A 20,732-nucleotide genomic window follows, 5' to 3' on the forward strand; every position below is an offset into this window, starting at 1 on the left:
GTGCATGGTCGGACTAATGGCGTCTTTGTTGGATCTCGCGCTCCCGCGAGAGTGTGGTGGCTGTGACGCCATCGATTCGTCGTGGTGCGGCCGGTGCGAGGAAGACCTTCGTCGTGAGCCGGTACAGGTGCGTCCTCGCGTCGACCCGGGGGTCCCATGCTGGGCTCTCGGCCCGTACTCGGGTCCGCGCCGGGGTGCGGTGCTGGCTTTGAAGGAGCGGAATCGACACGATCTGGCAGTGCCTCTAGGGAGTGCTGTGGCCGAGGCGATCGGGGCACTGCGGATCTTCGGGCACGTCGACCCGCCGGAGCTGGCTCAGCTCGTTCTGATTCCTGCACCGACGCGTCGACGCGCTGCGCGTAGTCGAGGAGGAGATCCCGTCCGACGTGTCGCCGATGCCGCCGCGGCGATGCTCGAATCGAACGAGCGCGTGTGCGTTCCCCCATTGCTGCGGATGGGCAGCCGAGCGGTGGACTCGGTCGGTTTGAGTGCTGCGGCGCGCGCAGAGAACGTTGCAGGGCGCATCCATCTTGTCCGCCCGTCCCGGTCGCGGCGCGGCCGTAGAGCCGAGCCGGTGGCCGAGCCTGGGATGCGGACAGTACTTCTGATCGACGACGTGCTCACCACCGGTGCCACGGCCAACGAATCAGTCTGTGTACTCAACGAATACGGCATTCGTGTCGACGGAATTCTCGTTGTCGCAGCGGTGTGAACGCGTGCATGCCTCACGCCACGCGCAGCGAATTTAGGGTGAACGGTGGCACACGAGCGGATGACCGACTAACGTCGATTTCACGACCTTGTGGTGAGGAAATTGCGGCAGGGGCCTAGCGACGTTCGCGGAGGTGATGCGGCTGATTCTGATGCCGATTGGTTCCCCACTCGGCATGAGCACTTGCCACGTCGCACCGGCGGCGCGGCCGATATCGGGAGGTACGCGTGACGACCCCTTCACAAGCTTCGGTTTTCTTCGACGAGAAGCCTTCGGACGAGTCCACCAAGACCCATGCCGACGTAGTGGTCAAAGGCCGCAACGTCGAAATCCCAGACCATTTCCGGATATACGTATCCGAGAAACTCGCCAGGCTCGAACGATTCGATTCCTCGATCTACCTGTTCGACGTCGAACTGCAGCACGAACGAAATCGCCGACAAGCCAAGGCATGTCAGCGAGTAGAGATCACGGCCAAGGGTAAAGGGCCGGTGGTTCGTGCCGAAGCCTGTGCCGACAGCTTCTACGCAGCATTGGAGTCCGTGACATCCAAGCTGGAGAGCAGACTTCGTCGGACCAAGGACCGTCGCAAGGTCCACTACGGCGAGAAGACACCGGTGTCTGTGGCCGAAGCCACCGCCGAACTCGCCGAGGACGACTCGCTTGCGATCGATCCCGACCTCAAATTGGACTCGTTCGAGGACGAACCCGCCGGCCCGGGGCAGATCGTCCGAACCAAGGTGCACTCGGCAGCTCCGATGAGTGTCGACGACGCCCTGAACGAGATGGAATTGGTCGGTCACGATTTCTTCCTCTTCCACGACGCTGCCACCGACCGGCCGTCGGTCGTCTACCGACGACACGCCTTCGACTACGGGTTGATCAGGCTCACCTGACGTAGAAGCAATCGATTCGATGCAGCGGGCCCGACCTGGTGAACACCAGGCCGGGCCCGCTCCGGTGCGGTGGGGCTGCTACGCATTTCCTCCCAACGCCTACCATGGACGCGTCGGGTCTGGTCCGGACGATGCCATCGGTGTCGTTCGATCGCACTCCGGCCGACTGCTGTGCTGCCCACCGCCCAACCATATTTTCGTAACCGAGGATCGAGGACGAGAAAGCCCGTGCCTTCGCTGTCGTTTTCCAAGCTGCTCCGAGTCGGTGAAGGTCGCATGGTCAAGCGACTGAAGAACATCGCCGACCATGTGTCCACCCTGTCTCCGGACGTCGAGGGCCTGTCCGACGACGCTCTCAGAGCCAAGACCGACGAGTTCAAGTCTCGGTACGCAGGTGGCGAGTCGCTGGACGAGCTTCTGCCGGAGGCGTTTGCGGTGGCCCGTGAAGCCGCGTGGCGCGTGCTGTCGCAGAAGCCCTTCGACGTCCAGCTGATGGGTGGTGCCGCGCTTCACTTCGGCAACGTCGCCGAGATGAAGACCGGCGAAGGCAAAACGCTGACCTGTGTTCTGCCCGCATACCTCAATGCGCTGGCAGGCGAAGGTGTGCACGTGGTGACGACCAACGACTACCTCGCCAAGCGTGACTCCGAGTGGATGGGCCGCGTACACCGCTTCCTCGGTCTGAAGACCGACGTGATCCTCGCAGGGATGACACCGGCCGAGCGGCGCGTTGCGTACGCAGCCGACATCACCTACGGAACCAACAACGAGTTCGGCTTCGACTACCTGCGCGACAACATGACGCATTCTCTGGACGATCTCGTGCAGCGTGGTCACAAGTTCGCAGTCGTCGACGAGGTCGACTCCATTCTGATCGATGAGGCGCGCACGCCGTTGATCATCTCGGGGCCCGCGGATGCATCGTCCAAGTGGTATGGAGAGTTCGCTCGCATCGCGCCGCTGCTCAAGGTCGATGTCCACTACGAGGTCGACATCAAGAAGCGCACGGTCGGTGTGCACGAGGCAGGCGTCGAACTGGTCGAGGATCAGCTGGGCATCGACAATCTCTACGAAGCCGCCAACTCGCCGCTGGTGAACTACCTCAACAATGCGATCAAGGCCAAAGAGCTCTACACCAAGGACAAGGACTACATCGTCCGAGACGGTGAGGTGATCATCGTCGACGAATTCACCGGTCGTATCCTCGTCGGCCGGCGCTACAACGAAGGTATGCACCAGGCCATCGAGGCCAAGGAGAAGGTGGAGATCAAGGCCGAGAACCAGACTCTCGCCACGATCACGCTGCAGAACTACTTCCGCCTGTACGACAAACTGTCCGGCATGACCGGTACGGCTCAGACCGAGGCGGCCGAACTGCACCAGACCTACGGTTTGGGCGTCATCCCCATCCCGACCAACCGCCCGATGGTGCGCGTGGACAACGGCGACCTCATCTACAAGACCGAAGAAGCGAAGTTCGACGCTGTCGTCGCCGACGTCGTCGAGCGGCACAGCAAGGGCCAGCCTGTGCTGATCGGTACGACGAGTGTCGAGCGATCGGAATACCTGTCCAAGCAGTTCACCAAGCGTGGAGTCGTCCACAGTGTGCTGAACGCCAAGTTCCACGAGCAGGAAGCGACGATCGTCGCCGAGGCAGGCCGCCACGGCGCGGTCACTGTTGCCACCAACATGGCCGGTCGTGGCACCGACGTCGTGCTCGGAGGGAACCCGGACATCATCACCGATCTCCAGCTTCGTAAGCAGGGTCTCGATCCGGTCGAGACGCCCGACGAATATCAGGCAGCGTGGGACTCCGCGCTCGAAGACGTGAAGGCACAGGTCAAGGCAGATGCCGAGACCGTGCGTGACGCGGGTGGGCTGTACGTTCTCGGCACGGAGCGTCACGACTCCCGCCGAATCGACAATCAGCTGCGCGGTCGCTCGGGCCGTCAAGGTGACCCGGGCGAATCTCGCTTCTACCTCTCTCTCGGCGACGAGTTGATGCGTCGGTTCAACGGCGGTGCGCTCGAGTCGATCATGACCAGGTTGAACCTCCCCGACGACGTACCCATCGAGGCGAAGATGGTGTCGAAGGCGATCAAGAGTGCCCAGACCCAGGTCGAGCAGCAGAACTTCGAGATTCGCAAGAACGTGCTGAAGTACGACGAGGTCATGAACCAGCAGCGCACGGTCATCTACGAGGAGCGTCGCCGCATCCTCGAAGGCGCCGACATGGAGGGCCAGGTCGAAGGGATGATCACCGATGTGATCACCGCCTACGTCACCGGCGCCACCGCGGAGGGATATGTCGAGGACTGGGACCTCGAGCAGCTGTGGACGGCATTGAAGACGCTCTACCCGGTCGGCCTCGACCACAAGGAACTCTCGCACGAGAACGAATTCGGTGAGAAGAGCGATCTGACTCGCGAGGAGCTACTCGAAGCCCTTCTCGCAGACGCACGTGAGGCCTACGCCACGCGTGAGAAGAGCATCGAGGAAATCGCCGGTGACAACGGGATGCGCGAACTCGAACGTAGGGTTCTGCTGTCGGTGCTGGACCGCAAGTGGCGTGAGCACCTGTACGAGATGGACTACCTCAAGGAAGGTATCGGTCTCCGTGCCATGGCGCAGCGCGACCCGCTCGTCGAGTACCAGCGCGAGGGCTACGACATGTTCCGCGGAATGCTCGAGGGTCTGAAAGAGGAATCTGTCGGTTTCCTGTTCAACCTGCAGGTGGAGGCCACTCCTGCTCCTACGGGCCCAGCTGTGGGAGCAGGACTCGCGGTAGCGCCCGGCTTGGCCTCGCCCGTGAGATCCGGAACCGCGCAGCAGCCGGTCCCACAGCAGGCGGCGCCACAGCAGTCGGCACCGCAGCAGTCGGTCCCACAGCAGTCGGCGCCACGGCAGGCGGCGCCGCAGGGCACGCAGGCGACGCCCGCAGCGGCTCAGGGAACGTCCGCCCCAGCTCCCGTACCGACTGCGCTGCGCGCCAAGGGATTGGACGAGCGGACCGAAGAGAAGCTCACGTTCTCAGGTCCGACAGAGGACGGCGGCACGGTTGTTCGCCGCTCGAGCAGCGCATCGACGGCTGGATCGGACGGCAACGACGGCGCGCAGCAGGGGACACGACGGGAGCGCCGCGAAGCTGCCCGCTCGCAGACCAAGAGTCCGAAGTCCTCGCGCACGAAGAAGAAGCGCTGACAGGAGACAACGTTTCGGGCTGGTCGACGTCGCCGACGGGCGTAGGTCAGACCACGCGGAGCGAGGTCACCGTCCAGCTTGGGCGTCGAGCCACCTGTTTGTGCTCGAGCCGGGCAGCCAGTGCGAACACGCGTGATCCGCGTGTGTAGGTGCCGAACATCTCGGCGGCGTTCGGAGCGGATCTGGTGATGTGCACTTGCCGCATGGTGGCTGCTCCGAGCCGAAGTCCCGGCGGCCTTGTTCGGACGATCGTTTTGACCGATTCGACGACGGACGGGGCGAACAGTGCTTCCATCTGTTCGGCGGGCCTGCGGCAGTCGAGCACTTCGAGCAGGAGTTTGACAGCCTGTTCGGCGCCGCGCCGCGCCTCGGCCAACAGGAGTCGCTCAGCCGTCGAGCCGGGTTGGTGACCGGCGAAGCGTTGTCGGGGATCGGCGCCCGGCGCGGTCGAGTCGAGGTGCGGACCGAGACTTCTCGGGAACGGACGCCGACGACGGTCGGGACCGCCGAGTGGTACGTGCGCCGGTGCGTGTCGGCTGCACGCTCGGGCGCGTTGCACGCAGTCGCTTTCGATCGGTGGTTCGAACGGGGGAGCGGGAACGAGAAAGGTGCGCGCGCCGGATTCGTCTGGTGTGTCCACTTCTGGCCCCTGTGCTCGTCGCCGACCTCACGGCCGCATCGCCGGTTGAAAAGGTCCCGTCACCGATTCAGACGGAGCGCGGCACGTGTGGGTTCCATCGGATCGGAGTTCGAATGGCTGTAGCCTTTTGCTTCGTCTAGGTTCTAGGCCGAGGCGGTGTTGCACAGGGGCTTGTTGGTCCACTTCGCACCCTTCGGTAACGAGCAGAACGGGGAACCGGTACACGCGATGGCGAACAGGTTGACTACGCAGGACGCGTCGTTCTACTTTCTCGAGGCCAGCAACACACCCATGCATCTCGGTTCGCTGGGCGTCTTTCGTACACCTCGCAGCGGTTTCAGCTACGAGGCGCTGCTGTCACTCGTCGAACGACGACTCGTGCTCGTGCCGAGGTATCGACAGAAGGTTCGCGAGGTCGCCTTGGGTCTTGCGCGACCGGTGTGGGTCGACGACGGTGATTTCGACATCACCTACCACATTCGTCGGTCTGCTCTGCCCAAGCCTGGCACCGACGAGCAACTCCACGACCTCGTTGCGCGGTTGACGTCGAGACCGCTGGACCGAACACGTCCACTGTGGGAGATGTACCTCGTCGAGGGACTGAGCAAGAATCGATTCGCGATCTTCACCAAGTCGCACTCGGCTCTCGTCGATGGAGAGAACGCGTTGGAGATCGGCCAGGTCATTCTGGATGCGAGCAAGAATCCGCCCGCGATGGCCGAGGAACTGTGGATGCCCGCTCGCGAGCCGAAAGAGTCGGCGCTCGTATTCGATGCCATCACCGAACTGATCTCATCCCCGAGTGAGGGCGTCGAGGCGTTGCGCGGTGCAGTAGCGGGAGTTGCAGGCGCTGCAGGTGGGGTCTTGGGTGCGGCCGGAAAGGTCCTTTCCGCGGTTCGAACGGCCGCACAGGTGGCTCCCACGAGTCCGCTGAATGCGCCGATCTCGAGAAACAGACGTTTCGCCGTCGCGAAGACCGAGCTGGCCGACTATCGCAAGATCCACACTCGCTTCGACTGTTCGATCAACGACGTGGTCCTGGCCGTTGTCACGGGGGCGCTTCGTAATTGGCTTCTGTCCAGGGGCGAACCGGTGACCGCATCGTCGACGGTGCGAGCAATGGTGCCCATGTCGGTGTACGTCTCGGACTCCGGGGCCGGATTCGGCGAGTACACCGATCGGATAACGGGTGAGCACGATGTGGCGAGGGAGGATGCGCCTCCTCGCAGCGAGATCTCGTCGTTTCTCATCGATCTTCCCGTCGGAGAACTCAACGCGGTGGTGCGGTTGTCGCACATCGCACATGCCACCGAGGCGCATGCGAAGCAGTCACCCGGCGTCACCGCGCACACGCTGATGCGGATCTCCGGATTCGCGCCCGCGAGTCTGCACGCGATGGGTGCGCGCGCAGGGAGCCGACTCTCGCAGCGTTTGTTCAACTTGATCGTCACCAACGCGCCGGGGCCACAGTTTCCGCTCTATGTCGGCGGCGCACGTATGTTGGAGATGTTCCCCGTGTCGCCGCTGTTCGAGAATCAAGCTCTCAGTATCGGTCTGACGTCCTACGACGGATTCGTGTGTTTCGGCTTGAACGCAGACCGCGGCGCAATGCCGGATGTGGACGTCATCACCGCGTTGCTGTTCGAGTCCCTCGAAGAGTTGGTCGACGCCAGCAACGACTCGAGAGTGTGAGGTATCCGTGAGGGTCTATGTTCCGGCGACGATTTCTATGCTGCGGACGCTGGTGGCGGACGGCGAATTTCATCCAGTGAGCCGCACTGCGTTCGCGGTGACGCCCACCCTGCGCGAGGCGTATTCCTCCGGGGACGACGAAGAACTCGCGGAAGTCGCACTGGGAGAGGCGGCTCGCGCATCGCTCCGGCTCGTTGCGGCGGGTCTCGACGACGAGAAGGACGGGATTGTCGACGGCAGCGTCGTGTTCCGGCGTGCCGTCATCGCGGCCGACGTGGAGAATCCGAAGTTGCGACCCGATCTGGATGACGCGGTCGTGCGGCTGGCCGATCCGTTGCGCTTGGACCAGGTCGCGTCGGTACATGTCGATTTGGAGGGCGCCGAGACTGCTGTCGCGAAAGCAGTGGAGGTGATCGATGCCGCCGACATGGGAGATCCTGACGCCGAATTCGTCCTCGGCGACGCCGAGGACCACAGCCTTGCCTGGTATGCGACACAGGAATTACCGTTTCTGTTGGACTTCCTGTAACCGCTCGGACCCCTCGGTAACCTACGGTAGCGTAACCTGCAAGGTGGGCCAGCCAGATGTGGCTGCAACCCACCGATCGGTGTGTCTCGAACGAGGGGTAGAAACTTTCCGATGGACTTGAAGAAGTGGCTGGAGGCGCCTGCGGCCGGCGTGTCTGCACCCAAGCGGCCGAAGCTCAACATGCTGCGCGGAGCGATCACGCGAATCACCACGCCGCTGCTTCCCGACGACTATCTGCATCTCGCGAACCCGCTGTGGTCCGCACGGGAACTGCGTGGACGAGTCGTGACCGTCAAGAACGAGACCGCCACGGCGGTCACTTTGGTCATCCAGCCGGGGTGGGGCTTCAACTTCGATTACCAGCCCGGTCAGTACATCGGGATCGGTCTTCATCTGGGCGGACGATGGCACTGGCGGTCGTACTCGCTCACCTCGGCTCCGAACTGGGACGAGAAGCTGATCTCCATCACCGTCAAGGCCATGCCGGAGGGCTTCCTCTCCAGCCACCTCGTCGGAGGCGTGCCGCAGGGAACGATCGTCAGGCTGGCGGCGCCCAAGGGGAATTTCGCACTCCCGACGCCACCGCCGGAGAAAATTCTGTTCGTGACCGCCGGCAGTGGAATCACTCCGATCATCTCGATGCTGCGTGCTCTCGACCGTCACGGAGACATGCCGGACACGGTCCACATCCACTCCGCACCGACCGAGGACGAGGTCATGTTCGGCGGCGAGTTGGGTGCGCTCGCCGAAACTCATCCGCAGTTCACCTCACATGTCCAGCTGACACGATCGGACGGAAAGTTCGCGCTGGCGTCGCTCGACGAGTTGTATCCGGATTGGCGCGAACGCGAGACGTGGGCATGCGGTCCGGCCGGATTGCTCGAGGAAATCGAGCGAGTATGGAAGCACGAGGGCATCGAAGGCAAGCTCCATCTGGAGCGATTCGAGATCGCACGGGCAGACACGTCGGGCAAGGGTGGAAAGGTCACGTTCTCGAAATCGGATCGGTCTGCGGATGTCGACGGTGCAACGAGCCTGCTCGAAGCGGGGGAGAGCATCGGCGTACAGATGCCGTTCGGCTGCCGTATGGGCATCTGTCAGACGTGCGTCGTGCCGTTGACCGCCGGGCACGTCATCGATCTTCGATCCGGCAAGGAACACGGCGAGGGCGATCGGATTCAGACGTGCATCTCGGCTGCTGCGGGCGACTGCACTCTCGAGTTGTAGCTTCTTACGAGACCACGCGGTTCGTGAACGAGCACACACGGACTTCACTGTAAGTTCGGCTACCCTTGGCAAGTGGAGCATTGTCCCAATTGCGCCCTTACCCCGCGGCGCACTGTCGTGAACAAGTAATTAGGGCTGGCGCCCACGACTTTCGGAGGACCACGATGGCCATCACGGACATCAAGGAATTCGCTCATCTGACCGAAGAAGACATGGAAGCCTTCGGCCGGGAGCTCGACGCGGTACGTCGCGATATCGAGGACTCCCGCGGTGAGAAGGATGCCGCGTACATCAGGCGGACAATCAAACTTCAGCGCTGCCTCGAGCTCGGCGGACGAGTCGTGCTGCTGGGCAGCAAGTATCGGCCCGCGTGGCTCGCGGGCACCGCGTTGCTGAGCGTTGCGAAGATCATCGAGAACATGGAGCTCGGCCACAATGTGATGCACGGGCAGTGGGACTGGATGAACGACCCGGAAATTCACTCGGTGTCGTGGGAGTGGGATCAGACCGGTCCATCCGAGCAGTGGAAACGCGCACACAACTACTCACATCACACCTACACCAACATCGTCGGGATGGACGACGACATCGGCTTCGGAATCTTGCGCATGACGCGCGACGAACCATGGAAGCCGATCAACCTGATTCAACCTCTCGCGAACGTGCTGCTCGCTGCGACGTTCGAGTGGGGCATTGCGCTTCACGACTTGGACGCACAGAAGGAACTGGACGGGGAGCACCAGAAGAAGTTCTGGCAGTCGCCGTCGAACCGCGCCTTTGCTCGGAAGATCGCTCGTCAGGTCGGCAAGGATTTCGTGCTGTTCCCGGCCCTCAGCGGCCCATCGTGGAAGAGCACCCTCACTGCGAACGCCACCGCCAACTTGGTGCGCAACCTGTGGGCGTACGCAGTGATTTTCTGCGGGCATTTTCCCGACGGCGCCGAGAAGTTCACGATGGGGCAGTTCGACACCGAGACGCGTGCCGAGTGGTACCTGCGTCAGATGCTCGGCAGCGCGAATTTCGATGCGGGCAAGGTCATGGCCTTCATGAGCGGGAATCTGTGCTACCAGATCGAGCACCACATGTTCCCTGATCTCCCGAGCAATCGGTACCAGGAGATCTCGGAAAAGGTGCATGCGCTGTGCGAGAAGTACGACCTGCCGTACACCACAGGATCGCTTGGCAAGCAGTACCTCCTCGCGTTGCGAACGATTCACAAGCTGTCGTTCCCGGACAGCTGGCTGAAGGCAACCTCGGACAACGCACCCGAGACGAGTTCCGAGCGCCGGTTCCGCACCGGCGACGCGCCGGTGGTTCATGCGCTGCGAATAGATCCTCTTACCGGTAAGCGGCGCGGCCTGCGGTCCGCGATCGCCGAAGCGCGCGTGACGTTGGGCAACGCCAAGAAGGAAGCCAAGCGCCAGGCGAAGGCGATGCAGCAGGTCGGGCGAGATCGCGTGAACTCGCTCACACCTACGCAGACGTAACCTACGCATCCGTAAGTTACGGTACGGTAGGACGTGAACGTGCACTCGCTGCATCACCGACGACTGCCTGGAGGGCCGTAACCCATGGCGATTTCGGATATCAAGGAATACGCGCATCTGACCGACGCTGACGTGGAAGCGCTCGGCGTCGAGCTCGACGCCATCCGCCGAGACATCGAAGCATCACGGGGTGAGCGCGACGCGCGCTACATCCGCAACACGATCCGTCTGCAGCGGTCACTCGAAATCGGCGGGCGTGCAGTTCTTTTCGCGAGCCGCAAGCGCCCGGCGTGGCTGCTCGGTACAGGCATGCTCGGTGCCGCGAAGATCATCGAGAACATGGAGCTCGGGCACAACGTCATGCACGGGCAGTGGGATTGGATGAACGATCCCGAGGTCCATTCCACGTCGTGGGAATGGGACAACACGGGCCCGTCCGCGCACTGGAAGCAGACCCACAACTACATCCACCACAAGTACACCAACGTGCTGGGTATGGACGACGATGTCGGCTACGGTCTACTGCGCGTCACGCGTGACCAGCGGTGGAAGCCGTTCAACATCGGCAACCCCGTGTACAACCTGCTCCTTCAGCTTTTCTTCGAGTACGGCGTCGCCGCGCAGCATTTGGAGCTCGGCAAGGTCGCAAAGGGACGCATCCCGCGCGCGGAATTCGAGCAGAAGCGTCGCGAGGTGCTCGAAAAGGTCGGCAAGCAGATCGCCAAGGACTACGTGATGTATCCGGCGCTGACCGGACCGGCGTGGAAGAGCACTCTGACGGCCAACATCGTGGCCAACATGATTCGCAACGTGTGGACCAACACCGTGATCTTCTGCGGTCACTTCCCGGACGGCGCGGAGAAGTTCACCAAGTCGGACATGGAGGGTGAGACGCAGGGACAGTGGTACCTGCGCCAGATGCTCGGCAGCGCGAACTTCAACGCAGGCCCGGTCATGGAGTTCATGAGCGGCAACCTGTGCTATCAGATCGAGCATCACCTGTTCCCCGACCTGCCGAGTAATCGGTTGCGGGAGATCAAGTTTCGGGTGCTCGAGCTGGCCGAAAAGTACGACTTGCCTTACACCACGGGTTCGATCGGAAAGCAGTACCTGCTGTCGTGGCGAACCATCGCCAAGCTGTCACTGCCGAACAAGTACCTCAAAGCGTCCGCCGACGACGCACCGGAAACTGCGTCGGAGAAAAAGTTCGACGGCGAACGCGGTCTACTGACGATCGACCCGGAGACCGGCAAGCGTCGCGGCCTTCGTACCGCCCTTCGCGAGTCGAAGCGAAAGACAGGGATCCGCGCACTGGTTGCGAAGGTCCTCTAGCCGCACGAAAGAACCCACTACGCCTGGTAGTCGTCGACGAATTGGAGTCGACGACTACCAGGCGTCGTTCGTGCGTACGGCCTCGAGTAGAAGCCGCACGGCAGCAACACGACGCGCGGCATCTCCGGTCAGCGTGTCGAGTGAGCATTCGGGATCGGCCGGCGGTCCGAGGTGTGTGCACCCGCGGGAACAGTTCTCGGTGGCCTCGGCCAGGTCGGAGAAGGCCGCGACCACGTCCGTGGGCGATATGTGCGCCAACCCGAACGAACGGATTCCCGGCGTATCGACCACCCAGCCACCGCCGGGCAAGGCGAGTGCGACGGACTGCGTCGAGGTGTGTCGACCTTTGCCCACGCCTGATACGACGCCAGTGGCTCGGTGGGCATCGGGAACGAGTCTGTTGACCAGCGTGGACTTCCCGACGCCCGAGTGACCGATCAATGCTGTCAGAGTGTTCGTCAGGGTCGTCGTCAATTCGGTGAGATCCTCGCTCTGGCCTGCGAGTATCACCGGAACGTCGAGATCTGCGAACGCGGCGGTGAACTCCGCCGGGTCCGCGAGATCGCTCTTGGTAAGGCACAGAATGGGTTTCAGACCGCCGACGTACGCTGCGACAAGTGCGCGCTCGACGAACCCTGTTCTCGGCGGCGGGTCTGCCAACGCCGCAACGATCAGCAATTGCTCGGCGTTCGCGACCACGACTCGCTCGAACGGGTCGGTGTCGTCGGCGGTTCGGCGCAGGACCGTTCGGCGTTCGGATACCCGCACGATGCGTGCGAGTGTGTCGACCTTGCCCGACAGATCCCCGACGATGTCGACGTCGTCGCCGACCACGATCGGGGTGCGGCCGAGTTCACGTGCTCGCATGGTGACCACAGGACGCTCCGGGTCTCCGCCGAGAACGCAACCCCAGCGGCCGCGGTCCACCGAGACCACCATGCCGGACTCGGCATCGGCGTGGTCGGGCCGCGTCTTCGTTCTGGGCCGCGAACTCTTACCAGGACGAATCCGTACATCCGACTCGTCGTAGCGGCGCGTCAGGACGTCGACCCATCGTGTGCGGGCGCACCGGCGAGCATGTCCGCCCACAGCAGTTCGAAATCGGGAAGCGTCTTTGCTGTCGTACCGATGTCGTCGACTTTCACACCTGGAACGACGAGACCGATGATTGCACCGGCGGTTGCCATCCTGTGGTCCGCGTACGACTTCCACACGTTTCCGTGGAGTGCGGTGGGTGTGATGTCGAGCCCGTCGTCGGTTTCGACGGCATTGCCGCCGAGCTTGCCGATCTCGGTGGCCAACGCGGCGAGCCGATCGGTCTCGTGGCCCCGTAGATGTGCGATCCCGCGCAGATGCGACGGTCCGTCCGCGAGTACCGCCAGCGCGGCGACCGTCGGCGTCAGTTCGCCGACGTCGTGGAGGTCGATGTCGATGCCGCGCAGTGTGTCCGGTCCTCGGACCACGAGTGTCCCGTCCTCCAGATCCACGGATGCACCCATGGAGGTGAGGATGCCGCGGATGGCGTCGCCGGGTTGCGTCGTGGACGACGGCCAGTGAGGAATACGAACCTCTCCGCCCGTGACGGCGGCTGCAGCGAGGAACGGGGTGGCATTGGACAGATCCGGCTCGACTTCCCACCGTGCGGCACTGACGGGGCCGGGGTGTACCCGCCAGGTGTCGGCGTCGCCGCTGTCCTGAGGAGTGTCGACTCGTACCCCCGCGTGGCGAAGCATTTCGACGGTCATGTCGATATGCGGCATGGACGGGACGGGTTTACCGATGTGATGGATGGTGACGCCGTCGTCGAACCTCGCGGCCGAAAGCATGAGGCCGGAGACGAATTGCGACGAGCCGGATGCGTCGATGTCGACAGCCCCTCCGCGCAAGCGCCCGGTGCCCGTCACAGTGAACGGGAGAGCATCACCGTCGACCTGTGCACCCAATGCGCGCAGAGCTCCCAGAATGGTGTCCAGAGGCCGTGTGCGGGCTTGCTCGTCGCCGTCGAAGAACACGGTTCCAGGGACGAGGGTCGTCAGCGGCGGAAGGAATCGCATGACGGTGCCGGCGAGTCCGCAATCGACCGCACCCCCGCGGAGCGAGCCGGGCGAGACGGTCAACGCCGTCGGGTCGGATGCGTCGATCTCTATGGCCACCCCGATGGAACGCAGCGCCGCGATCATCAGGTCTGTATCGCGACTGCGGAGTGTTCCGGTGACCGTGGAACGACCGGATGCCAACGCGGAGATGATCAGCGCTCGGTTGGTGATGGATTTGGATCCGGGCAGGGTGACCGTCGCGTGGACGGGTGACGAAGACGACGGTGCGGGCCAGATACTCACGTCACCATCTTTGCGCATCAGCGGTCAGCCCGTCGCGACGGGAGCCGTGGCGGCCGACGCGAGCCGAACGAGATCGCGTGGATCGAGCTCGATCTCCAGGCCCCGCCGTCCGCCACTGCAGAGGATGCGGTCCCACTGGAGTGCGGACTCGTCGACAACCGTGGTCAGCGGACGTTTCTGACCGAGTGGGGAGATACCGCCGAACACGTACCCGGTGGATCGCTCGGCCTCCGCCTTAGTGGCCATGACGACCTTCCTCGTACCGAGCGCTACCGCCGCACTCTTGAGCGACAGCGTTGAGGTGACCGGTACGACCGCGACAGCGAGTGAACTGTCGGTCCGCTTGACCACGAGGGTCTTGAAGATCTGCTGCGGCACGACGCCGAGGTGGGCGGTGAGCGCATCGGATGCCTCTGTGCCGAACGACTCCGAGCGTGGATCGTGGTGATACGTGTGTACGAGGTGGTCCACTCCGTGCTCGATCAGCAGAGCGATCGCAGGGGTCGACGCGGTGGACATGCCCATCACTGTAACGGCGGCGGGAACAGCAGACCGGGTGCCGGTGTTCTCCCTTCAAGACGAACGCGATTGTGGAGGGAAGGAACCTGCTGTGGCAGTGACGACGACCGAACGCAGGATTCGGGCCGGGTCGGGCATTGGCTCGATCTACGTGAAGGACCTGACGACGTCCGCGGTAACCTGGTCGAACATGGCTACCGAAGGGATCAGCGTGGAGGAAGTCGAGCGCCCTGCTCAGGCGGCGGACGAGTCGGCAACGGAGTCTGCCGCCGAGCTGACCGAGCGGTTCGAGCGCGACGCGCTCCCGATGTTGGATCAGCTCTATGGTGCCGCACTGCGAATGACGCGGAACCCGGCAGACGCCGAGGATCTGGTGCAGGAGACGTACATCAAGGCGTACTCCGCGTTCCGGTCGTTCCGTGAGGGGACGAACCTGAAGGCGTGGCTGTATCGCATTCTCACCAACACCTACATCAACTCGTATCGGAAGAAGCAGCGGCAGCCCGCTCAGTACCCCACCGAGGAGATCACTGATTGGCAGCTTGCTGCCACCGCCGAACACAGCTCGACGGGTCTGCGCTCGGCGGAGGTCGAAGCACTCGACTCGCTTCCTGACGACGACATCAAGGCCGCGTTGCAGTCGCTGCCCGAGGATTTCCGTATGGCTGTGTACTACGCCGACGTCGAAGGATTTCCGTACAAGGAAATTGCCGACATCATGGGTACGCCTATCGGCACAGTGATGTCGCGGCTGCACCGCGGTCGCAAGCAATTGAGGGGCCTGTTGTCCGACGTGGCCCGCGAACGTGGATTCAACCGCAACGGTGCGGTCGATGCGCACGAGCAGGAGGTCTCCCAGTGACATCGGATGCAGACGAGTTCGAGCGGCTCGATTGCTCGGCGGTGATAGCCGACGTGTGGCTGATGCTGGACAACGAGTGCGACGAGGGCAGCCGTACGAGGCTCCAACGTCACATCGACGAGTGCGGGTCGTGCTTTGCCGCCTACGGAATCGAAGAGAAGGTCAAGAGCCTCATCAGCCGTAAGTGCGGAGGCGATCAGGCCCCGGCGGGGCTGAGGGAGCGTCTGAGTGTCGAGATCAGACGTACGGTGCTCATCAGGCAAACCGAGAACGACTGAACCACTGAACGGCCTTGTCCGTTGGTGTGGCAATTCGTCAGCTGTTCGGACGTTTGCCGTGATTTGCCTTGTTGTTCTTACGACTGCGCTTCTTGCGCCCACGCTTACCCATGATGAGCTCCTCTCTGCATGTTCACTACAGTCTTTCACGTGTGATCAGCTGTCCGTTCACGGGTATGGGACCAGCCCACGATCCCGGCGCCGATCACGCCCCTGATCCACCGAAGAGAACACGAGGGAATCCGATGGCCGAGGACGTGCGCGCAGAGATGGTATCGACGGTTTTTCAGATCGTGGTCACCGAAGGCGACACCGTCGGAATCGGTGACACGCTGGTCGTTCTCGAATCCATGAAGATGGAAATACCTGTTCTGGCCGAGGTTGCGGGAATCGTCAGCAAGATCGACGTCGAAGTCGGCGATGTCATAAAGCAGGGCGATCTCATCGCCGTGGTGTCCTAGAGCATGATCGGGCGCACCGGTGTCGACGCTCAGTGACCTTCTGGCCGAACACACGGACCTCCCTGGTGACGCTGTCGATCACCTGCAGAGAGTTGTCGGTGAATGGCAATTGCTCGCCGATCTGTCGTTCGCCGATCTCCTTCTCTGGGTCGGGCTCGACGACGTCGAGGACGGTCCGGATGCCCGTGTCCTGTGTGTCGCACAATGCCGCCCCACGACAGCCTCGACGGTATTCACCGAGGACATGGTCGGTGCGCTCGTGTCGGAGTCTCAGCACCCCGGCGTCATCGATTCGCTGATCAGCCGGTCGATAGTCGGCGGAAACGGCACCGATACCGATACCGAGAGTGTTCCGGTGCGCTGCGGCGAGCACGTCATCGCCGTCCTGACCCGTGACGCCAATCCAACGCGACAACGCACCGCCAGCGCGCTGGAGATCGCGTACAGGGATTGCGCCGACGACCTGTGCGCGATGATCAGCGAGGGCACATTCCCGACGCCCGCCGAGCGAACCGATGTCAACTCTTCTCCGCGTGCCGGCGACGGATTCATTCGCGTGGACACCGAAGGGCGCGTGGTCTACGCAAGCCCCAACGCATTGTCGGCCTACCACCGGATGGGGCTGACCGCCGAGCTGTCGGGCCGGGATCTGGCGTCGGTCACCAGGTCGTTGGTCACCGATCCGTTCGATTCCCAAGAAGTAGCCGATCACATCCGCGCCTCGCTGACGGGGAGCGAAGGGCACCGCATGGAGGCCGAGGCGAGGGGAGCGACGGTACTGATCAGAACGCTCTCACTCCGTCCGAAGGGAAATTCGGTCGGCGCCATCGTTCTGGTGCGAGACGTCACCGAGGTGAAACGTCGCGATCGTGCACTGTTGAGCAAAGACGCGACGATTCGCGAGATTCATCATCGGGTGAAGAACAACTTGCAGACGGTTGCGGCTCTACTGAGGCTTCAGTCGAGGCGATTGGAGAACGAAGAAGCGCGCGTCGCGCTGTCGGAGTCCGTGCGGCGAGTGACGTCCATCGCACTCGTGCACGAGATGCTGTCGATGTCGGTCGACGAGGAGATCGATCTCGACGAGATCGTCGACCGCCTCGTGCCGATCATGCTCGACGTGGCAACGGTCAACCCTCGGGTTCGCGTCACGCGGGAGGGCACGCTCGGTGTGTTCTCGGCCGAACGTGCGACTCCTCTCGTCATGGTGTTGACCGAGCTGGTTCAGAACGCAATGGAACACGCGTTCGACGCCGGTTCCGCCGGTGTCGTGAGGATTTCTGCAGATCGGTCGGCGAGGTGGCTCGACGTCGTCATCCACGACGACGGCCGAGGACTGCCGCCAGGGTTCTCGCTGGAGAAGTCGGAGGGTCTCGGACTTCAGATCGTACGAACATTGGTATCGGTAGAACTCAACGGCTCGCTCGGGCTTCATCCGGCAGACGGGGGTGGAACGGATGCGTCGCTTCGCGTTCCGCTGGGTCGGCGCGCACGGGGTACCTGAGGCGTCGGTGCCCAGGGTGTGCGCGGGTGAACAGCACGAGACTCGGCCGTAGTGACGACAGCAAAGAACCCGGCCTCCGAAGTGGAGAAGCCGGGTTCTGCTGTGTCGGCGGCGCGTTCTCAGCGTACTGAAGGGACCCGCCGTCCGAGTATCGTCAGACGGAGCTGCGAGCCCTCGTGCGTGCGTTACGACGCTTGAGCGCGCGACGCTCGTCTTCGCTCATGCCACCCCACACACCGGCGTCCTGACCGGACTCGAGTGCCCAGGACAGGCACTCGGCAGTGACAGGGCACCGCGTGCAGACGACCTTGGCATCGGCAATCTGAGCGAGTGCCGGGCCGCTGTTTCCTACTGGGAAAAACAGTTCCGGGTCTTCGTCGCGACAGATTGCGTTGTGGCGCCAGTCCATCCTCTGCTCCTTACCGGGCGCCGTAGCGCCGTTTCGATTGCTGTTGTCATATTTTCAACAGATGTTCACTCGTGCGTATTCAATGTTTCCGCACTGTTGCTTGTGAATGCTTTCACGAACTAGGGGGAAGTCAAGAGATAGCCGTGTGTCCGTGGTCAAGCTCACTCTGTTAGGCTGCCGTAAGCCTCCTGCGCTCCTTTGTACCCGTTGATTCGAGTTCACGCAGAGGTTTTCCCAGCATGGACGATGCCGGTAGGCCTGCCGAGGTGTGTGGCCAGTGCTCTCAGGGTCAGCGAATTCCGCCTGGACAGGCAGTATCAAGCCTCGTTCGGGGCAATGACTTCCAGTGCGGCGGGGGTCGAGTAGAAATCCGCTTCCGTGCGCGTTCCGAGGTAGTCCCCATCCATCTGTAGCCCGATCGGTTCGGAGCTGGTGATGCGGACGTGCGGAACATCGTCCACCCGAAACAGCTTGCGCGACTTAGGTTCGGACGCTGGGGACAGCAACTGCCGCGACACGTTCAACGTCGTCAGCACTCGCGTTGTCCTCATGGCGAACAGGCCGAGCCCCGTATCGAAGGATGTGCCTGGATTGGTGTGCACGGGACGTTCGTCCAAGTAGGTCCACGGACTCGAGTTGGAAACGAAAGCGTAATGAACTCCCGTTATCGAATCGTGATCGTCGACGTGCACGGTGAGAGCCGGATCGCGACGCTTGTTGCGGAAGAAGGCGTGGATTGCCGCGCGGACGTATCGGGTCGGCGACACCGGCCGCCCGTCCTTACGGCTTGCGTCGATTGCCTGGCACACTTCTGCGTCCAGACCCAGTCCCGCGTTGAATGTGAACCACCGGTTGTCGCAGTGTCCCAGTCCGATCGTCCGTCGCGATCGGGCGGCGAGGAGATCGATCAACTGGTTGGTGGCGGCTACCGGGTCGGCATGGATCCCCAACGACCGGGCGAACACGTTCGCGCTGCCGCCGGGCACCACGGCGAGCGCAGGAATGGCACCGATGGTGACTGCGCTCATCGACGTCGGCAGCGGAACTCCGAGTAGGCCGTTTATGACCTCGTTGACCGTTCCGTCACCGCCGTGGACGATCACGAGACCGATGCCGTCCTCGCGTGCCTGGCGGGCCAATTCCGCAGCGTGGTCTCGATGGGTCGTGTGTGCCACCGTGACGCGTACTCGACTGGACAACGCGTGGGCCAACAGGTCCCTGGCGGCCGGGGTCGTCGACGTCGCATTCGGATTGACGATCAGCAGCGCGCGCACGGGGCATGAGCCTATCGGAGTCCCTCCGCACGCACCGTTGTCGGCGGGCGACTGGTGAACCGTTGCCGGCCACCGTGTGTTCTAGGCTGACCTCGTGTCGACGCCCTCCCTGCCCACAGTGCCACCTTCGACCTTCAGAGCTGCAGGTGCGCTGGTCGCCCTCGAAGGTGCGACGGCCTTGGTGGCGGCGGTGGTGCTGCTGATCCGTGCAGTGGGGGGAGTGGAAGACACAGTCGCCAATGGATACGGGACAGCGGGATGGTTCGCCGTGGCGGGCGCCGTGGTCGGCGCGGCGGGCGTGGCATTGGTACTGGGCAAACGGTGGGGTCGGGCCGTTGCCCTGGTGGTGCAGCTGCTGCTCTTGCCGGTGGTGTGGTCTCTGCTCACCGACTCCCACCAGCCGTTTTACGGCGTGCTGCTGGGGTCTGTCGTCCTCGCGATCCTGGTGTTGCTGTTCAGTCCACCCTCCTCGAGATGGATGGCGGCCGAATACGCCCACGTCGACGACGACGGGAACTGAGAGCTAGCGGTGGCGAGAAATCATGGCACTGCCTTCTCTTCGGGTCCGGTTCGTACCGAGGGATGGATGTTGTGCACCACGACCTGCCGGTAGGAATGTTCGAACCCCAGAACCGAGTACGCGGCCGGAGACATCGCAAATCGTTTGCCTTCGGATATCGGTAGTTCGAGCCATCGAGTCAGAAGGGCCCGTGAGAAGTGTCCGTGCCCGACGAGGACTACGTCTCGATCGGCGAGCGCGGGCAGCACGACCGACAGGACCAGATCGGCACGAGTGCTGATGTCGTCGATCGATTCACCGCCTGGGCACGGGTGGGTCCACACGGTCCAGTGTGCGACCGTCTCTCTGATCTCGGGCGTGGTCAGTCCCTCGTAGTCGCCGTAATCCCACTCCGACAAGGCGTCCCATTCACGATCGACCGCCAGCCCCGCCAGTGCTGCCGTCCGTAGCGCGCGGGTGCGAGGGCTACAGATGACCAGCGGCGACCGCAGTTGGAGTTCGCCGACCAGTTCGCCGGCCGACACCGCCTGCTGCTCACCCACTTCGGTGAGCGGAACGTCGGTGGCCCCGGTGTGGCGTCCCGTCGCTGCCCACTCGGTCTGTCCGTGTCGCAACAGGACTACCCTGCCCGAACTGCCGGAGGATTGCGCGGTGTCGGACGAAGTTGTGGTCATGGGACGCAATGATGCCGTGTCGGTTGTCACAGCCGATCAGCTAGGTAGCTTCAGTTATTGCATTGAGTCCGGCCGCCCGTAGGGGAATACTGTGTCGAGTCGAACGGCCGCGCCGGAACATGCCCGCGCAGCCGTGTCCGCGCCTCCGACGTGAGGTATGTACTTCGAGCCGGACC

General features: G+C 63.0%; 21 protein-coding genes. 13 read left to right on the top strand and 8 right to left on the bottom strand.

The features are described from left to right. Positions 1–4 precede the first annotated feature (4 nt). The 3 genes from D8W71_RS13980 to secA all read left to right on the top strand — a co-directional run bounded on the left by D8W71_RS13980 (position 5) and on the right by secA (position 4,809). Complete coding sequence (locus D8W71_RS13980) at positions 5–712, top strand: ComF family protein (RefSeq protein ID WP_121114180.1); 708 nt, start codon at positions 5–7, stop codon at positions 710–712. A gap of 227 nt (positions 713–939) precedes the next feature. Further along, complete coding sequence (hpf, locus tag D8W71_RS13985; RefSeq protein ID WP_121114181.1) at positions 940–1,608, top strand: ribosome hibernation-promoting factor, HPF/YfiA family; 669 nt, start codon at positions 940–942, stop codon at positions 1,606–1,608. A gap of 228 nt (positions 1,609–1,836) precedes the next feature. Continuing rightward, entirely contained in the window at positions 1,837–4,809 is a 2,973-nt protein-coding gene (secA, locus tag D8W71_RS13990; RefSeq protein WP_121114182.1) for a preprotein translocase subunit SecA, read from the top strand. Between the two features lie 46 nt (positions 4,810–4,855). Here secA and D8W71_RS13995 read toward each other — a convergent pair whose 3' ends face one another. Beyond that, positions 4,856–5,449, bottom strand: coding sequence for an Rv3235 family protein (locus D8W71_RS13995; RefSeq protein WP_121114183.1), 594 nt, complete (start codon positions 5,447–5,449; stop codon positions 4,856–4,858). Between the two features lie 228 nt (positions 5,450–5,677). Here D8W71_RS13995 and D8W71_RS14000 point away from each other — a divergent pair, with 228 nt between their 5' ends. The 5 genes from D8W71_RS14000 to D8W71_RS14020 all read left to right on the top strand — a co-directional run bounded on the left by D8W71_RS14000 (position 5,678) and on the right by D8W71_RS14020 (position 11,716). Next, positions 5,678–7,141, top strand: coding sequence for a WS/DGAT/MGAT family O-acyltransferase (locus tag D8W71_RS14000; RefSeq protein ID WP_121119161.1), 1,464 nt, complete (start codon positions 5,678–5,680; stop codon positions 7,139–7,141). A gap of 7 nt (positions 7,142–7,148) precedes the next feature. Further along, positions 7,149–7,670, top strand: a complete 522-nt coding sequence (locus tag D8W71_RS14005; protein WP_121114184.1) for a DUF6912 family protein — start codon at positions 7,149–7,151, stop codon at positions 7,668–7,670. A 111-nt stretch (positions 7,671–7,781) separates the two neighbouring features. Continuing rightward, on the top strand, positions 7,782–8,897 hold the full coding sequence (locus tag D8W71_RS14010; protein ID WP_121114185.1) for a ferredoxin reductase: 1,116 nt from the start codon (positions 7,782–7,784) through the stop codon (positions 8,895–8,897). 164 nt (positions 8,898–9,061) lie between these two features. Beyond that, positions 9,062–10,384, top strand: a complete 1,323-nt coding sequence (locus D8W71_RS14015; RefSeq protein WP_121114186.1) for a fatty acid desaturase family protein — start codon at positions 9,062–9,064, stop codon at positions 10,382–10,384. Positions 10,385–10,468: 84 nt separating this feature from the next. Beyond that, positions 10,469–11,716, top strand: a complete 1,248-nt coding sequence (locus D8W71_RS14020) for a fatty acid desaturase family protein (protein ID WP_121114187.1) — start codon at positions 10,469–10,471, stop codon at positions 11,714–11,716. Positions 11,717–11,770: 54 nt separating this feature from the next. Here D8W71_RS14020 and rsgA read toward each other — a convergent pair whose 3' ends face one another. The 3 genes from rsgA to ybaK are packed head-to-tail and all read right to left on the bottom strand — an operon-like array spanning position 11,771 to position 14,574. Beyond that, complete coding sequence (gene rsgA, locus D8W71_RS14025; protein ID WP_201265062.1) at positions 11,771–12,805, bottom strand: ribosome small subunit-dependent GTPase A; 1,035 nt, start codon at positions 12,803–12,805, stop codon at positions 11,771–11,773. Further along, positions 12,754–14,073, bottom strand: a complete 1,320-nt coding sequence (gene aroA / locus D8W71_RS14030; protein WP_121114188.1) for a 3-phosphoshikimate 1-carboxyvinyltransferase — start codon at positions 14,071–14,073, stop codon at positions 12,754–12,756. Before aroA ends, rsgA begins: the two co-directional genes overlap by 52 nt. A 6-nt stretch (positions 14,074–14,079) precedes the next feature. After that, positions 14,080–14,574 (bottom strand): Cys-tRNA(Pro) deacylase, encoded by a 495-nt coding sequence (gene ybaK, locus D8W71_RS14035; RefSeq protein ID WP_121114189.1) that lies wholly within the window; start codon positions 14,572–14,574, stop codon positions 14,080–14,082. Between the two features lie 190 nt (positions 14,575–14,764). On the opposite strand from ybaK, the gene D8W71_RS14040 reads away from it, so the two are divergent. Both D8W71_RS14040 and rsrA read left to right on the top strand, forming a co-directional pair. Further along, complete coding sequence (locus tag D8W71_RS14040) at positions 14,765–15,436, top strand: sigma-70 family RNA polymerase sigma factor (protein WP_121119165.1); 672 nt, start codon at positions 14,765–14,767, stop codon at positions 15,434–15,436. Beyond that, complete coding sequence (gene rsrA, locus D8W71_RS14045; protein ID WP_121114190.1) at positions 15,433–15,714, top strand: mycothiol system anti-sigma-R factor; 282 nt, start codon at positions 15,433–15,435, stop codon at positions 15,712–15,714. Before D8W71_RS14040 ends, rsrA begins: the two co-directional genes overlap by 4 nt. 37 nt (positions 15,715–15,751) lie before the next feature. Here rsrA and D8W71_RS28420 read toward each other — a convergent pair whose 3' ends face one another. Further along, on the bottom strand, positions 15,752–15,826 hold the full coding sequence (locus D8W71_RS28420; protein WP_099052202.1) for a 50S ribosomal protein bL37: 75 nt from the start codon (positions 15,824–15,826) through the stop codon (positions 15,752–15,754). Positions 15,827–15,959: 133 nt separating this feature from the next. Between D8W71_RS28420 and D8W71_RS14055 the strand changes: the two genes are divergently transcribed. Together D8W71_RS14055 and D8W71_RS14060 are read left to right on the top strand one after the other, a co-directional pair. Then, the gene (locus D8W71_RS14055; RefSeq protein ID WP_121114191.1) at positions 15,960–16,175 is read left to right on the top strand and encodes a biotin/lipoyl-binding carrier protein; all 216 of its coding nucleotides are present in this window, start codon (positions 15,960–15,962) and stop codon (positions 16,173–16,175) included. A gap of 19 nt (positions 16,176–16,194) precedes the next feature. Beyond that, complete coding sequence (locus tag D8W71_RS14060) at positions 16,195–17,679, top strand: sensor histidine kinase (protein WP_121114192.1); 1,485 nt, start codon at positions 16,195–16,197, stop codon at positions 17,677–17,679. Positions 17,680–17,833: 154 nt separating this feature from the next. Here the strand turns inward: D8W71_RS14060 and D8W71_RS14065 are convergent, their stop codons facing one another. Both D8W71_RS14065 and D8W71_RS14070 read right to left on the bottom strand, forming a co-directional pair. Further along, a complete protein-coding gene (locus D8W71_RS14065; RefSeq protein ID WP_084346872.1) occupies positions 17,834–18,088 on the bottom strand; it encodes a WhiB family transcriptional regulator in 255 nt (84 codons plus the stop codon). Positions 18,089–18,405: 317 nt separating this feature from the next. After that, positions 18,406–19,362, bottom strand: a complete 957-nt coding sequence (locus D8W71_RS14070) for a diacylglycerol/lipid kinase family protein (protein WP_121114193.1) — start codon at positions 19,360–19,362, stop codon at positions 18,406–18,408. Between the two features lie 94 nt (positions 19,363–19,456). On the opposite strand from D8W71_RS14070, the gene D8W71_RS14075 reads away from it, so the two are divergent. Next, positions 19,457–19,882 carry a hypothetical protein gene (locus D8W71_RS14075; protein ID WP_121114194.1) on the top strand — a complete coding sequence of 142 codons (426 nt, stop codon included), beginning with the start codon at positions 19,457–19,459 and terminating at the stop codon, positions 19,880–19,882. 20 nt (positions 19,883–19,902) lie between these two features. Here D8W71_RS14075 and D8W71_RS14080 read toward each other — a convergent pair whose 3' ends face one another. Beyond that, complete coding sequence (locus D8W71_RS14080; RefSeq protein WP_201265063.1) at positions 19,903–20,556, bottom strand: acid phosphatase; 654 nt, start codon at positions 20,554–20,556, stop codon at positions 19,903–19,905. Between the last annotated feature and the right edge of the window lie 176 nt (positions 20,557–20,732).

The sequence above is a fragment of the Rhodococcus sp. P1Y genome (assembly GCF_003641205.1).
Lineage (GTDB): Bacteria > Actinomycetota > Actinomycetes > Mycobacteriales > Mycobacteriaceae > Rhodococcoides.